This window comes from Actinoallomurus sp. NPDC052274 (assembly GCF_040679475.1).
In the GTDB taxonomy this organism is placed as follows: Bacteria; Actinomycetota; Actinomycetes; order Streptosporangiales; family Streptosporangiaceae; genus Actinoallomurus; species Actinoallomurus liliacearum.
The window spans coordinates 3,878-17,178 of record NZ_JBFAUT010000048.1 but is presented as its reverse complement, the minus strand read 5'-3'; the positions used below and the strand labels follow the sequence as shown (position 1 = coordinate 17,178).

The following is a 13,301-nucleotide window of genomic DNA, read 5'->3' as shown; positions in this document are numbered from 1 at the left end:
GAACGAGCGACTGTTTAGCTACCTTAGGTATCCTTTTCGACGGCGCAGCGGACCTCCGACCGCTGCGCCGCCGAACCAGACTATATACCTAACTTAGGTATCCAAAGAAGGATTCATGGACGACAGACGACCCGCCGACGACGACCGTGGCGTCGAGCTCGATCTACTGACGTTGCTTCCGCGGCTGACACAGCTCGGCCAGGTACTGCACCGCAGCGGCCTGATGGAGCGGGCCATGGAGCGTGTCGGTATCGCGATCGATCGACCGGGGATGTCGATCCTGGTCACCCTCCGCATGTCCGACCGGCCGCTCCGCATCGGCGAGATCGCCGAACGCATGCAGGTCGTGGGGCCGCACGTCACACGGCAGATGAACGAGCTGGAGCGGCGGGACCTGGCGCGCCGGGTCGTCGATCCGCAGGATCAGCGGGCACGCCTGATCGAGTTGACCTCCGAAGGGGCGGCGGTGGCCGATCGCTACCTGCGGACCATCCTCGGCTGGTTCACCGACGCCCTCGCCGCCTGGTCCCCCCAGGATCGGCAGTCCTTCGGCCGTCTCCTCGGGCGCTTCGCCGACGACCTCACCGCGCACCTCGCCGCCCTCGACGACGACCTGCCGCCGGCGCCCTGAGAGGGGCGCTGCGCGATGGCGCGGACGGGTGTGGCAGCGTGGGAATGCATCCCGTTGATCACCCGGCGTGGCCGCCCCGATGGGGCCGCGCATCACATGAAGGAGGACGCGTCATGTCGAAGCCGCCGCTCCCGGAGGACGCGATCGCCATGCTGAAGAAGCCCAACCCCGCCGTCATCGCCACCGTACGAGCCGACGGGCAGCCGGTGTCCACGGCCACCTGGTACCTCTGGGACGACGGCCGGGTGCTGATCAACATGGATGAGGGCCGCAAGCGGCTCGACCATCTCCGCAACGACGCCCGGGTCACGCTGACGGTCCTCGACGCCGACAACTGGTACACCCACGTGTCCCTCATCGGCCACGTGACCGAGATCCGCGACGACGAGGACCTCGCCGACATCGACCGGCTGTCCAAGCACTACGGGGGCAGGCCGTACCCGCAGCGGGACCGCGGCCGGGTCAGCGCCTGGATCGAGATCGACCGCTGGCACGGCTGGGGCAGCTTCCGGGATAGCGACCAGGCGTCCGGCTGACGGTCCGCCGGCCAAAGTGTCACACGAGTAAAACGCCGGGGGCGCGGGAGACGAGCCGCTCCCCCGGCGTCGACGATCCATGGGTCCGGTGCCTCAATCGGGCGCCCAGGATGAGGACCTGGGGCCCTGTTACCGGCATGGCCGGCGCAGGCAGAGTGAGCATGCTCAGGAACCCCGGGGACGGCTGGGTCATGGCACAGTGCGATTCCCCGCGAGGGAGGGACACCCTTGATCAACAGGACCAGGCACGGCATCAGGATCCTCACGGCGGCCGCGCTGGCGGGAGCGACCATCGCGACGGGCGGCGGGGCCACGTGGGCACAGACCACGACGGCGTCCGGCGCCTCCGCCGCCAAGTCGCGTGTTTCTCCGGCCAGGACCGGAGAGATCGACTGCCCGCGCGGCTACCTCTGCCTTTACGATCACACGTATTACCGGTGGGGGATGGTGTACAACAAGCCGACGACGAAACACCCCTACAAGTGCAATGGGGTCAAGCCGTGGATCGTTAACGCCCCGGCCGTGTCCTACCAGAACCGGACCACGTACAAGGTGCAGCTCCTCAACTCGAACTGGAAGCGCATCCGCACCATCCCGCAACGACACGTGCACGGCGCCTTCAGCCCCAAGAGCGGGATCAAGGGAAACGTCGCCTACGCCTGCTTCTACAAGCCCTGACGTCTACGCGCACAGGAAACGCCGGGGGGCGCGGGAGACGATTCGCTCCCCCCGGCGTCGGTGCCTCCTGACGGTATCCGAACGCTATCCGCTAGGCACTCACCTCCTCCTTCGCGCACCCGCGCGAGCCTTCAGGCGACGTCGGCGGTCAAACCGGCGACGGTCGCGTCGAGAGAGCTGGTCGTGAGCGGCATGAGCACCGGTTCGGTGATCCGGAACCGTTCGACTCCCCGCTTGGTCAGATGCAGTCGCAGGTCGATCCAGCCGTCGGCGGTCCGGCAGCGACCCCGCTCGAGAAAGTGCAGGTCTCCCACGGAGATGCGGGCGCCGGCCACGTGCACGGGCAGCAGGATCTGCGACCGTGACGTGAGGGCCCGGCAGGAGGCCCGGTCCCGGTACGCGGCGACGTGGGCGTGTCCGGCCGTGGTCGGCGCGACGCGGCCGAGGACCGCTCCGGTCGGATCACCGGCGGGGTCCCGGAGCATCGCGTGCGACGGGGCGAGACCGAGGACGCCCGGATGCGCGCCGGTCGCGGGGCGGCCGTCCGTACGGCCGATGCCGAGCACCTCGACCATGAGAAGGTCGCCGGGCTCCGCGCCGACCACTCCGACCGGGCCGCACAGCAGCTCGCCGCCCTGACACCGCATCCGAACGGAGCCACCCGCGATCAGTTCGGCGACGGGCGGGATCTCCGGATGCCAGCGGTCGTGACCGGGCAGGTGATGCACGGTCGGGACCGGGGCGGCGGGCGTGAACAGCAACGTTTCGGTCCCTTCTCGCGCTGGCTCTCGAACACCTCAATCCTGCACTTGGTGCTGTTTCAGGGTGGTTTCACGGCGCTTAAACCCTCGTCAACGGGTCCTCACGCGTTCAGATCACCGGGTGCGGCGGGGCAGGCGGGTTCGGCGGCGCAGGCGGTGGCGCGGGGGGTGGGGCGGGCGGCGGCGGTGGAGCCGGCGGCGGCGCGGGCGGTGGCGGGGCAGGAGGGGGTGGCGGCTGCGGCGGCGCGGGTGGCGGCTGCGGCGGGCCGGGCGGGTTCGGCGGCTGGTTCGGCGGAGGCTGGTTCGGACACCCCTGACAGGGCTTCTTTGCCGGTGGAGGTTTCTGCCCTGGGCCTGGCTTGTTCGGTTCTGGAGGATTCTGGCCCGGAGGGGGCTGATTCTGGCCAGGCGGGGGCTCGTTCGGCTGCTGTCCCGGCGGCGCCCGGCCCTCCAGCTCATCGATCGCCTTGCCGATGATCTCCGATTCGACGCTCCCCGTCTCCATCCTCTGCCTGAGGTTGCTCATCTCCCTGTTTCTGCAGACCCAATAGTCGGCCTCTCCCTCACACTTCTTGAGCAGGTCCGCGACGATGGTCGCGGCAATCGACTTCTTCTCGTCAGCAGAGATGCTGTCCAAGGAAACATCTTCTCGCTGTAGCACCTCGTCGGCCTTGGCGATCGGCTCGTTGCCAGGGGTGGGCGGAAGCGGGAACTGCTCGTCCACGGGGGCAAGGGAAAGCGCCTGCGAGATCTTTGAGGGCAGGAATGCCTGGAGCCAGTCCATTGCCGTAAGGTAACCACCGTTCTTGGCGAACTGCTGTTGCGCCTGCTTGACTTGCTCAAGATTCTGCTTCAGATTCTGGTACATCTGCTGCAGTATGGCCGCATCGGAACGCAGGCGAACCGCTTGGGCGAGACCGATAGAAAATCCTCTGGACTCATCGATCTTCTGTTGGGCACGAGTTTTGAGCTCCTCCATCTTACTTTCGTACTCGGGAACGATCCGCTTCAGCTGGTACGCCAATGTGATTCGATCTTTAGCCGTCTTCGCCACCTGAAGGAGACCCCAGATCGTATAGAGCGTGGCTGCCGCCGCGACGACTGCCACTACGACTCCGGCGGCGGGCAGGAGCACGGCGGCATGGTTCGCCGCCGCAGGCCCGCCCAGTCGGCCAGGATCGCTACCCGATCGGCCACCGACGGCACCGCGTCCGACCTCGTCCTGCAAGAACGCACCTGCGGCGAGCCGCGAGTCGAACATGCCGGCCGTCCGCTCAGGCGGGGCCATTCCCTGCGGCGTGAGGCGTGACACCGTAGGCAGCACCTCGACGGCGGCGGCCTGGTCTCCCTTCGCCAGCACGATGACGCCCCCACCGAGGTAGTAAACGCGAAGACCGTCCAGGCCCGGGACCGCCGTCCTCACGTATTGCGGCTGCGAATTTGCCAGGGCGGCAACGTCTCGGACGGACATTCCCTGGTGGATCTGCCATGGCGTGAACGGCGATGATCCCGCACCCGAAGCCGATCGCGGTTTGGTGACGTTGCTGTAGGAGAACACGCCATCGGTGAACGTGTAGGACACGCCATTGGCCGGGTAAGACCAGAGCTCCTTACGCTCCAGGCCGCCGCCCGGAGCAGCAGAGAAGATCGTCGTGAAGAAGGGAGGTGGCCCGTACGCGGCCATCAGCACCTTTTGGTCGGCGGACGGATTCCCGCCCTGGACGGGCGGCCGGTATCCGGCGGCAGCTGCCTGCCCATGAACACCCGTCATCGCGATGACAACGGCGACCACGACCGCGAGAACGGCGGCAAGCCGGACCTTCTGCCGCGACCGCCGCCAAGACGGTCGAGGCCGGCCTGTACGTGTCAGCGGTGTCAGATCCGATCCGCCACCGCAAGGCCTGGCCATTCCATGGTCCCGGAATGATCAATCTCTATCGTCGGTGCCTCTTTCGTCATGCTTACAGAGCAGGCTCAGGTGTCGCGTCAGGTCACGGCAAAGCTACGGGCAAAGCTCGGATGACCAGGGCATTCTTTGATCGCCCCCACCCTCCCACCGGAGATGAACGCTCCGTGGCCGGTGAGCGGCAGGGCGCCGTACGCGGCGAGGGCCGGCGCTGAACCTTGTCGCGGCACGGAAGGCGGTCCGCGGCTCTTCACCCAGCTCATGGGGCGTCATGGGCGATTTACGACGAATTAAGGAGTATTGAGGATCAACAGGTGACATTTCGTCACCTGTCACGTTCGGCGACTCTCCGTGTGTCGACTGCTCCGTACCCGTCCAGTCCCCCGCCTGGCCGGAGCAGCGGACAGGAGGAGAACGCTCGTGAAGCGAGCCTTCGCCGCCGTCACCGGAACGCTGTCGCTCGTCGTCGCCCTGACGGCCGTCACGGCCGGAACCGGGAACGCCACCCCGCCGAACATCCCCTCCGCGAGCACCGCGGCGTCCCGGCTGGCCACGCTCACCGTCGCCGCCGAGAGCCACCAGTCCACCTACGACCGCTCGCTGTTCCCGCACTGGATCACCATCAGCGGGACGTGCAACACCCGCGAGGAGGTGCTCAAGCGGGACGGCACGAACGTCGTCACCGACGCGAGCTGCGCCGCCACCTCCGGGCGCTGGTACAGCCCGTACGACGGGGCGACCTGGACCGCGGCGTCGGACGTGGACATCGACCACCTGGTCCCGCTCGCCGAGGCATGGCGGTCCGGCGCGTGGGCGTGGACAACCGCCCAGCGCCAGGCGTTCGCCAACGACCTGAACGAGCCCCAGCTCTGGGCCGTCACCGACAACGTCAACCAGGCCAAGGGCGACCAGGACCCGACCACCTGGAAGCCGTCGCTGACGTCGTTCTGGTGTACCTACGCGCGCGCCTGGATCCAGGTCAAGTGGTACTACAAGCTGACCCTGCAGAGCGCGGAGAAGTCCGCGCTGACCAGCATGCTGAACACCTGCTGAGCCGGCGCCGTACGGCTCCGGACCCGTGCCCGGAGCCGTACGGCGGGTGGTCCGGCCCACCGGCCCGAGCCTTCACCGCCCCCAGCGGGTGTAGGTGCGAGCCGACAACGGGACGAACACCACCAGCAGCGCGGCCGACCAGAGCAGTACGGCGGCCACCGGATGTGCGAGCGGCCAGGCCACGTGCCCGGACGGGGCACCCGGGTTGCCGAACAGCTCCCGGCAGGCGGCGGTGAGCGCGCTGACCGGGTTCCAGTCGGCGATGAACCGCAGCCACCCGGGCATCCCGCCCGTCGGGACGTAGGAGTTGGACAGCATCGTGACCGGAAAGAACAGCGGCACCAGCTGGTCGGCGACCTGGTCGTTCTTCACCACCAGGCCCACGTAGACGCCCGCCCAGCTCAGCGCGTACCGCAGCACCATCAGCAGCAGGAACGCCTCGGCCGTGGGAATCAGGCCGCGGTGCGGCTGCCATCCCACCAGCAGGCCCGCCCCCACCATGATGGCCAGCGACAGCAGACCGGTCAGGGAGTCGGCGCCGGTCTGCCCGAACGGCACCGCCGACCGCGCCATCGGCATGGAGCGGAACCGGTCCATCACGCCGCGGGAGGCGTCGGTGGCGACCCGCACCATGACTCCCATCACCGACGAGAAGGTCACCATCGAGAACAGCCCGGGCATGAGGTACTCGCGGTAGTTCCCGCCGCCCGGCACCTGGATCGCGCTGCCGAAGACGTACCCGAACAGCACGACCATGATGGCCGGGAAGACCAGTGCGCCGACGAGTTCCCCGGGGTTTTGGCGCAGCCCTCCCAGCTCACGGCCGACCAGGGTCAGCCCGTCGGTGAACGTCCAGCGCAGGCGGCGGCTCATCGGCGAGGTGAGGGCGGTCATCGGACGGACTCCTTCCGGTCGGTGAGGCGCAGGAACACCTCGTCGAGGGTGGGACGGCGCAGGCTCACGTCGGCCGCGGCGACCCCGACGCGATCGAGTTCGCGCACGATGTCGGCGAGCCGGAAGTCGCCGCCGGGCAGGGCGACGCTGAGCCGGTCGGCGTCCGTGATGGTGGGATCGGTCCCGGCCAGGGCGTTCAGCACGGTCGCCGCCGGGCCCAGTGCGTCGGGGTCCTCGAGGACGACGTCGAGGCGGTCCCCGATCGTGGCCTTCAGCTCGTCGGGAGTGCCGGTCGCGATCACCCGCCCGTGGTCGATGACCGCGATGTCGTCGGCCAGCCGGTCGGCCTCGTCCAGGTACTGCGTGGTGAGCAGCACCGTGGTGCCGTCCGCCACCAGCTCGCGGACGCTCTCCCAGATCTCGCCGCGGCTGCGCGGGTCCAGGCCGGTGGTCGGCTCGTCCAGGAAGAGCACCTCGGGGCGCAGGATGAGGCTGGTGATCAGGTCGAGGCGGCGCCGCATGCCGCCGGAGTAGCCGGCGACCTGACGGTCGGCGGCGTCCATCAGCCCGAAGCGTTCGAGCAGCTCGTCGGCCCGCCGATGCGCCTCGCGCCGGGACAGGTGGGACAGGCGCCCGAACATGCGCAGGTTGCCGCGGCCGGTGAGCTTCTCGTCCACGGCGGCGTGCTGGCCCGCGAGCCCGATCCGCTCGCGCACCCTGCCGGCCTCACGGACGACGTCGTATCCGGCGATGCGGGCATGCCCGGCATCAGGGTCGGACAAGGTCGCGAGGATCCGCACCGCGGTCGTCTTCCCCGCGCCGTTCGGCCCCAGCACACCACAGACCGTTCCCCTCGGGACGCTCAGGTCCAGCCCCCGCAGCGCATGGGTGTCGCCGAAGGACTTGTGCAGCCCTTCGGCGACCACGATCGGATCCGTCATGAACCCCTCCACTGGGTACGTTGTACGCGGTTGTGCGGTCAGGCTAAGTTACTGGGTACGATGTACGCAAGTAGAAGGGGGGGAACGGTGCCCGACGCCGAGTACGTGAGCATCTGGATGCGGCCCGAGCGCCCGGCCCGCGGACCGAAGCCGGCCTACAGCCGCGCGCAGATCACCGAAGCGGCGGTCCGGATCGCCGACGCCGAGGGGCTGGAGGCCGCCACCATGCGTCGGATCGCGGCCGAGATCGGGGCCGGCGCGATGTCGCTCTACCGGTACGTCCCGAGCCGCGACGACCTCATCGTGCTCGTGGCCGACCGGCTGATGGGTGAGATCGACGTCGAGGGAATGCCCTCCGGCGACTGGCGCGCGGACCTGACGCGCTACGCCCAGGAGCTGCGGGCCATGTGGCTGCGGCACCCGTGGATCGCCACCGTGAACCGGTCACTTCCCGGCTTCGGCCCCAACCAGCTGCTGCTCATCGAACGGGTGATGGGGGTGCTCGACGCCTACGTCTCCATCGACGAGAATTTCGGCCTCATGGCCATCCTGAACGGCTACGTCGAGAGCACCGTCCGCGGGGAGATCAGCGGGGCCGAGGAGGTCCGCCGCAGCGGGCTCAGCGAGTCGGAGTGGATGGAGCGGAGCTCCCCGCACGTCCAGCAGCTCGTGGAGAGCGGGGAGTACCCGATCTTCACCAAGATCGTCATGGAGGCGCGCCAGCCGCACCTGGGCCGCGACGAGCAGTTCCGGTACGGGCTGGAGCGCGTCCTCGACTGCATCGCCGTGGCCCTCCCGTCGACGGTCGAGCCCGGTACTACGCGCTGACCCGCTAACGCAGGCCGAGCGGGCGGGCCAGGGCGGTGCGGATCCAGCGGTCGACCAGGGCCGGGTAGTCCAGGCCCGTGGCCGCCCACATCTTGGGGAACGCCGAGGCGGGGGTGCAGCCGGGCATCGTGTTGATCTCATTGAGGATCAGCCGGCCGTCCGGGGTGTGGAAGAAGTCCACCCGGGCGAGCCCTTCGCAGCCCAGCGCGTCGAAGGCCTGCACCGACAGCCGGCGGACCTCTTCGATCACGGTCGCCGGGAGTTGCGGCGGGATGTCCAGCGCGAGGCCGTCGTCGAGGTACTTGGCCTCGAAGTCGTAGTAGTCGTGACCGGAGCCCACGCGCACCTCGGCGGGCAGGCTGGCCTCGGCCGGTTCGTCGCCGAGCCCCTCGAGCACGCCGCACTCGATCTCCCGGCCCTCGATGGCCGCCTCGACGATCACCTTCGGGTCGTGCTCGCGCGCGGCCTCGACCGCGGCCTCCAGCGCGTCCTCCGACTCGACCTTGGAGATGCCCATGCTCGAGCCCGCCCGCGCCGGCTTGACGAACACCGGCCAGCCCAGCTCCTTGATCTCGTCGACGACCTGCTTGCGCTCCCGCCGCCACTGCCGGTCCTTGACGACGACGTAAGGGCCGATTGGCAGCCCGCAGCCCTGCCAGACCAGCTTCATGTACGCCTTGTCCATGCTCGCGGCGCTGGCGAGCACTCCCGCGCCGACGTAGCGCACACCCGCCAGTTCGAGGAGGCCCTGGATCGTTCCGTCCTCGCCGTACGGGCCGTGCAGCAGCGGGAGCACGACGTCCACGTCGCCGAGGGCCCGTGGCACCTGGCCCGGCTCCACGACGACCAGGCCACGGCTGTCCGGGTCGAACGGCAGCGCCAGCGGCAGCCCGTCCTCGGCGACCTCCGGCAGCCGGCCGTCCTCGATCGAGAGCCGCTGCCCGGAGGCGAGGACCCAGCGTCCGTCGCGCGCGATGCCGACGGGGATGACCTCGTACCGGTCCTGGTCGATCGCGGCCATCACGCTGCCCGCGGTGAGACAGGAGATCGCGTGCTCCGAACTGCGTCCGCCGAAGACGACGGCGACCCGGATCCTGCTCATCGATCCACCTCTTCCCACCTGCACCGACAGTCGCGGGCACCGACATTACACGTCATTTCGCCTCGTGACGTTCTTCCCCGTTCGGAGGGAAAGAGGTGTCCTGGGATCAGACGCCGTAGCGTTCGGGCTTCGGAGTCCGCGACATGAGGAGCCGCCCCGCGTCGGCCGGGCTGAGCCCGCCGTGCATGACCGCGACGATGGCCTCGGTGATCGGCATCTCGACGTGGTGCTGCCGGGCCAGCTCGAGGATCGCGTCGCAGGACTTGACGCCCTCCGCCGTCTGCCGGGTGGCCTTGACGACCTCCTCCAGACTCATCCCCCGCCCGAGGTTCTCGCCGAAGGTGCGGTTCCGGGAGAGCGGTGAGCTGCAGGTGGCGACGAGGTCGCCCATACCCGCCAGGCCCGCGAACGTGTGCTGGTCGGCGCCGAGCGCCGCCCCCAGGCGGGCGATCTCGGCCAGCCCGCGCGTCATCACCAGCGCCCGTACGTTGTCGCCCATGCCCATGCCGACCCCGATGCCGACGGCCAGGGCGATGACGTTCTTCACCGCGCCGCCGAGCTCGCAGCCGATGACGTCGGCGTTCGTGTAGGCGCGGAAGTACGGCGTCATGCAGGCGAGCTGCAGCTTCTGCGCGGTCGCCTCGTCGACGCACGCGACGGCCGCGGCCGACGGCTGCTCCGCGGCGATCTCGCGGGCGAGGTTCGGGCCGGTGATCACCGCGACGCGCTCCTCGGGCACGTCGGCCACCTCACGGATCACCTCGCTCATCCGCTTGCAGGTGCCCAGCTCGATGCCCTTCATGAGGCTCACCAGCACCGCGTCGGGGGGCAGCAGCGGCCGCCACTCCGCCAGCCCCGACCGGAGCGTCTGGGCGGGCACGGCCAGCATGACGTACGACGCGTCGGCGAGCGCCGCGGCGACGTCGGTGGTGGCCGTCAGCCGGTCGGGCAGCCGTACGTCCGGCAGATAGTCGGGATTCTCATGCCGGTCGTTGATCGCCTCGACCAGCTCGGCGCGACGCCCCCACACCGTGACGTCGCCGCCCGCGTCGGCCAGCACCTTGGCGAAGACGGTCCCCCATGACCCTGCCCCGAGCACCGCGATCTTCAAGAGGCCTTGGCCTCCTTGCCCGTGTCGGTCTCCTCGGCGTCCGCCGCACCGGTCGCCTCGGCGTCGGTCTCCTCGGCGTCGGTCTCCTCGGCGTCGGCCGCATCGCTCGTGGCGCCGGCCGTGCCCGGCGTCTCGGCGGCGGCCGTGCTCGGCGTCTCGGCGGCCGTGTCGCTCGCCTTGTCGGCGCGGCGGGCCCGGGCGGCCTCGCGCGGGTCGTACAGCTTCTCCGGGGCGGGCTCGCCGCGCAGCTCGGCGAGCAGGTCGGCGATGGCCCGCATGATGTCGGCGGTCGCGGCGTTCAGCGTCTCCGCGTCCAGGGGACGGCCCTCGTACTTGGACAGGTCGACCGGCGGCCCGGCGACGACGTGCATCGTCTTGCGCGGGAACGGGCGGAATTTCTTCGTGCCGTACGGCCAGAGGATGTGCGCCCCCCAGTGCGCCACGGGGATCACCGGGACGCCGGTGGTCAGCGCCATCCGGGCCGCGCCCGTCTTGCCGGTCATCGGCCACAGGTCCGGGTCCCGGGTGCAGGTGCCCTCCGGGTAGAAGATCACGCACTCGCCTCCGCGCAGGCCCTTCTCCGCGTCGCGGAGGGCCAGCGCCGCGTCCGCCCGCTCGCGGTACACCGGGATCTGCCCGGTCCGGCGGATGATGCGGCCGATCACCGGCGTCTTGAACACACCGGCCTTGGCGAGGTAGACGGGGAAGCGGCCCGCCTTGTAGATGAAGTGGGCCATGGCGAGGGGGTCGGACCACGACAGGTGGTTGACGGCGATGATCACTCCGCCCTTGCGGGGGATGTTGTCCTGCCCCTTCCAGTCCCGCTTCAACAGCGTGTGCAGCAGCGGGCGCAGAATCCCCACGACGATCGCGCGCCAGACGGGCGAATGACCCATGCCCTCCTCCTCACTTCGTCCCGGTCGAGCCGGGGGTGTCGTCAAGTGTCGCGGGTGTTTCCGCGTAGTGTCGACCCACGATGTCTGGTACCCATCGCCTCACATGGATGCTCGTCGTGCCGGTCAAACCGCTGGCCCGCGCGAAGTCACGGCTGTCCGGCGCCGCCGGCCCCCATCGCGAGCGGTTGGCGCTGGCCATCGCGACCGACACCGTATCCGCCGCGCTGCGGTGTCCACGGGTCCGGGGGGTCGTGGTGGTCACCGACGACCCGGTCGCGGCGCCCGAACTCGCGGCGCTGGGCGCCCACATCGTCCCCGACGAGCCGGACGCCGGGCTGAACCCGGCACTGGTCCACGGCGTCGAGTGGGCGCGGTCGCTCGCGCCGGACGCCGGGGTCGGCGCGATGTCCGCCGACCTGCCGGCCCTGCGGCCCGCCGAGCTGGGCCTCGTCCTGGAAGCCGCGGAGGAGGCGCCGAACGCCTTCCTGCCCGACCTCGCGGGGTTCGGCACCACGCTGTACACGGCACGGCCCGGGGCGGTGTTCGCGCCGGCGTTCGGGACGGACTCCCGTGCCCGGCACCGCGGCCTGGGCGTGCGGGAGATCGCGCTGGACGAGGTCCGCAGCGTGCGCCAGGACGTCGACACGATCGACGACCTGCGGGCCGCGCTCGTCCTCGGGGTGGGGCCGCGGACGGCGTCCGTGGCTCCGCTGCTGCCGGTGCCCTGCTCCTCCGCCCCGCCGGACTGACCGGGCGCACGGGCGGTCGGCTCGCCGTCGGGCGTTCTTCCCGGACGCTCTAGTCTGTGCGGCATGCAGGGCACGGTGAAGGCGTACGACGCCGAGACGCGGACCGGCAGCGTGCTGCTGGACGACGGGAGCGAGATGGCCTTCGACACGGCGGCGTTCGACGCCGGCGGCCTGCGGCTGCTGAGGTTCGGGCAGCGGGTCAACCTCGCGGTCGAGGACGACCGCATCACGGTGATCACGCTCTCGACGTTCCCGCTGCCCTGAGCCGTCCCGGCCTCGGCCCCCAGGATCTGAGCCGCCCCCGGCCGCGTTCCGGCCTCCGGGATCGCCGCTCGCGGGACGCCCGCCCCGTGACCGGACCCGCCGTCCCGCCGACCGAACGGCTCGGAGACGACGACGGCGCCCGGCGGACTCTCGTCTCGCCGGGCGCCGTCGGCACGCCGTTATTTCTTCTTGGCGCCGGCCACCAGGTTCTTGAAATCCGATCCTGCCTTGAACCTCGGGACCGAGGTCGCGGGGACATTGATCGTGGCGCCCGTCGCCGGGTTCCGGGCCTCGCGAGCCGGCCGATCGGCCTTCTCGAAGGATCCAAAACCGGTGATGGCCACCTTCTCACCCTTGGCCACCGTCTCCTGAATGGTGTCCAGGATGGCGTCGACCGCCTCGGTCGCCGCTTTCTTGCTGCCGACTCGATCGGCGATCGCGTCGACGAGTTCGCGCTTGTTCATGGGTTTGCTCCTCTTCCCCCTTGCTCGCTCGAAACTAGGGGACCTCAGGGCATCTATACAATCACCCATGGCCGGTGTTTGCGCCTGTGTCGCAGGCAGAAGCGCCATTCAGGATGCGTTTTCATCGTCATCGAGCTCGATCATGAAGGATTCGAGCCGCTTGACGGCAAGCGTCGGATCCCGCTTGGCAAGATCGGTTATGAGCAGGAGTTGCCTGGTCAGACGGGGTTTGTGCGCGCCCGGAAGGCCGGCCACCCTCGTGTGCGCCTCGCGCAGCCTCCGGGCCAGGGCGTTGAGCTGCGGGTCGTCCCACGCGGGGCCGGATGGTGTTGTCATCATCACACCTCGTCACCTGGTTTCCACGGAGGCGCGCCGCGGGGTCGAACGGCAGGAGGGGGGGGGCGCGGGGGCGGGCGGGCCCCCCCCCCCGCCGGGGGGGGGGGGGAGGGGGGGGCGGGGGGGCCCGCGGGGCGCGTGGGCGCGCAAT

General features: G+C 69.9%; 16 protein-coding genes. 7 read left to right on the top strand and 9 right to left on the bottom strand.

Annotation, left to right across the window (positions count from 1 at the left end):
* Window positions 1-115 precede the first annotated feature (115 nt).
* From AB0K82_RS31930 to AB0K82_RS31920, 3 genes are all read left to right on the top strand, one after another.
* Complete coding sequence (locus AB0K82_RS31930) at window positions 116-631, top strand: MarR family transcriptional regulator (RefSeq protein WP_364404200.1); 516 nt, start codon at window positions 116-118, stop codon at window positions 629-631.
* A 113-nt stretch (window positions 632-744) separates the two neighbouring features.
* Window positions 745-1,167, top strand: a complete 423-nt coding sequence (locus AB0K82_RS31925; RefSeq protein ID WP_364404199.1) for a PPOX class F420-dependent oxidoreductase — start codon at window positions 745-747, stop codon at window positions 1,165-1,167.
* A 228-nt stretch (window positions 1,168-1,395) separates the two neighbouring features.
* A complete protein-coding gene (locus AB0K82_RS31920) occupies window positions 1,396-1,845 on the top strand; it encodes a peptidase inhibitor family I36 protein (protein WP_364404197.1) in 450 nt (149 codons plus the stop codon).
* A 131-nt stretch (window positions 1,846-1,976) separates the two neighbouring features.
* On the opposite strand, the gene AB0K82_RS31915 is transcribed toward AB0K82_RS31920, so the two are convergent.
* Both AB0K82_RS31915 and AB0K82_RS31910 read right to left on the bottom strand, forming a co-directional pair.
* Window positions 1,977-2,606: an acetamidase/formamidase family protein gene (locus AB0K82_RS31915; protein ID WP_364404195.1), complete on the bottom strand. Its 630-nt coding sequence runs from the start codon at window positions 2,604-2,606 to the stop codon at window positions 1,977-1,979.
* Between the two features lie 109 nt (window positions 2,607-2,715).
* Window positions 2,716-4,398, bottom strand: a complete 1,683-nt coding sequence (locus AB0K82_RS31910) for a hypothetical protein (protein WP_364404193.1) — start codon at window positions 4,396-4,398, stop codon at window positions 2,716-2,718.
* A 534-nt stretch (window positions 4,399-4,932) separates the two neighbouring features.
* On the opposite strand from AB0K82_RS31910, the gene AB0K82_RS31905 reads away from it, so the two are divergent.
* Complete coding sequence (locus AB0K82_RS31905; RefSeq protein WP_364404192.1) at window positions 4,933-5,565, top strand: DUF1524 domain-containing protein; 633 nt, start codon at window positions 4,933-4,935, stop codon at window positions 5,563-5,565.
* A 72-nt stretch (window positions 5,566-5,637) separates the two neighbouring features.
* Here AB0K82_RS31905 and AB0K82_RS31900 read toward each other — a convergent pair whose 3' ends face one another.
* Window positions 5,638-6,459: an ABC transporter permease gene (locus tag AB0K82_RS31900; RefSeq protein ID WP_364404190.1), complete on the bottom strand. Its 822-nt coding sequence runs from the start codon at window positions 6,457-6,459 to the stop codon at window positions 5,638-5,640.
* Entirely contained in the window at window positions 6,456-7,400 is a 945-nt protein-coding gene (locus tag AB0K82_RS31895; RefSeq protein ID WP_364404189.1) for an ATP-binding cassette domain-containing protein, read from the bottom strand. The genes AB0K82_RS31900 and AB0K82_RS31895 overlap by 4 nt, the downstream gene beginning before the upstream one ends.
* Before the next feature lie 87 nt (window positions 7,401-7,487).
* On the opposite strand from AB0K82_RS31895, the gene AB0K82_RS31890 reads away from it, so the two are divergent.
* Window positions 7,488-8,228, top strand: a complete 741-nt coding sequence (locus AB0K82_RS31890) for a TetR/AcrR family transcriptional regulator (RefSeq protein ID WP_364404187.1) — start codon at window positions 7,488-7,490, stop codon at window positions 8,226-8,228.
* A 4-nt stretch (window positions 8,229-8,232) separates the two neighbouring features.
* Here AB0K82_RS31890 and AB0K82_RS31885 read toward each other — a convergent pair whose 3' ends face one another.
* From AB0K82_RS31885 to AB0K82_RS31875, 3 genes are all read right to left on the bottom strand, one after another.
* Window positions 8,233-9,330 carry a D-alanine--D-alanine ligase family protein gene (locus tag AB0K82_RS31885; RefSeq protein ID WP_364404186.1) on the bottom strand — a complete coding sequence of 366 codons (1,098 nt, stop codon included), beginning with the start codon at window positions 9,328-9,330 and terminating at the stop codon, window positions 8,233-8,235.
* Between the two features lie 106 nt (window positions 9,331-9,436).
* Entirely contained in the window at window positions 9,437-10,441 is a 1,005-nt protein-coding gene (locus AB0K82_RS31880; protein ID WP_364404184.1) for an NAD(P)H-dependent glycerol-3-phosphate dehydrogenase, read from the bottom strand.
* A complete protein-coding gene (locus AB0K82_RS31875; protein ID WP_364404183.1) occupies window positions 10,438-11,337 on the bottom strand; it encodes a 1-acyl-sn-glycerol-3-phosphate acyltransferase in 900 nt (299 codons plus the stop codon). Before AB0K82_RS31875 ends, AB0K82_RS31880 begins: the two co-directional genes overlap by 4 nt.
* A 107-nt stretch (window positions 11,338-11,444) precedes the next feature.
* On the opposite strand from AB0K82_RS31875, the gene cofC reads away from it, so the two are divergent.
* Together cofC and AB0K82_RS31865 are read left to right on the top strand one after the other, a co-directional pair.
* Window positions 11,445-12,086 (top strand): 2-phospho-L-lactate guanylyltransferase, encoded by a 642-nt coding sequence (gene cofC, locus AB0K82_RS31870; protein ID WP_364404181.1) that lies wholly within the window; start codon window positions 11,445-11,447, stop codon window positions 12,084-12,086.
* Between the two features lie 63 nt (window positions 12,087-12,149).
* Window positions 12,150-12,350: a hypothetical protein gene (locus AB0K82_RS31865; protein WP_252847685.1), complete on the top strand. Its 201-nt coding sequence runs from the start codon at window positions 12,150-12,152 to the stop codon at window positions 12,348-12,350.
* Window positions 12,351-12,529: 179 nt separating this feature from the next.
* Here AB0K82_RS31865 and AB0K82_RS31860 read toward each other — a convergent pair whose 3' ends face one another.
* Window positions 12,530-12,814, bottom strand: coding sequence for an HU family DNA-binding protein (locus AB0K82_RS31860; protein ID WP_364404179.1), 285 nt, complete (start codon window positions 12,812-12,814; stop codon window positions 12,530-12,532).
* A 108-nt stretch (window positions 12,815-12,922) separates the two neighbouring features.
* Entirely contained in the window at window positions 12,923-13,150 is a 228-nt protein-coding gene (locus tag AB0K82_RS31855) for a hypothetical protein (RefSeq protein ID WP_364404177.1), read from the bottom strand.
* Window positions 13,151-13,301 lie beyond the last annotated feature (151 nt).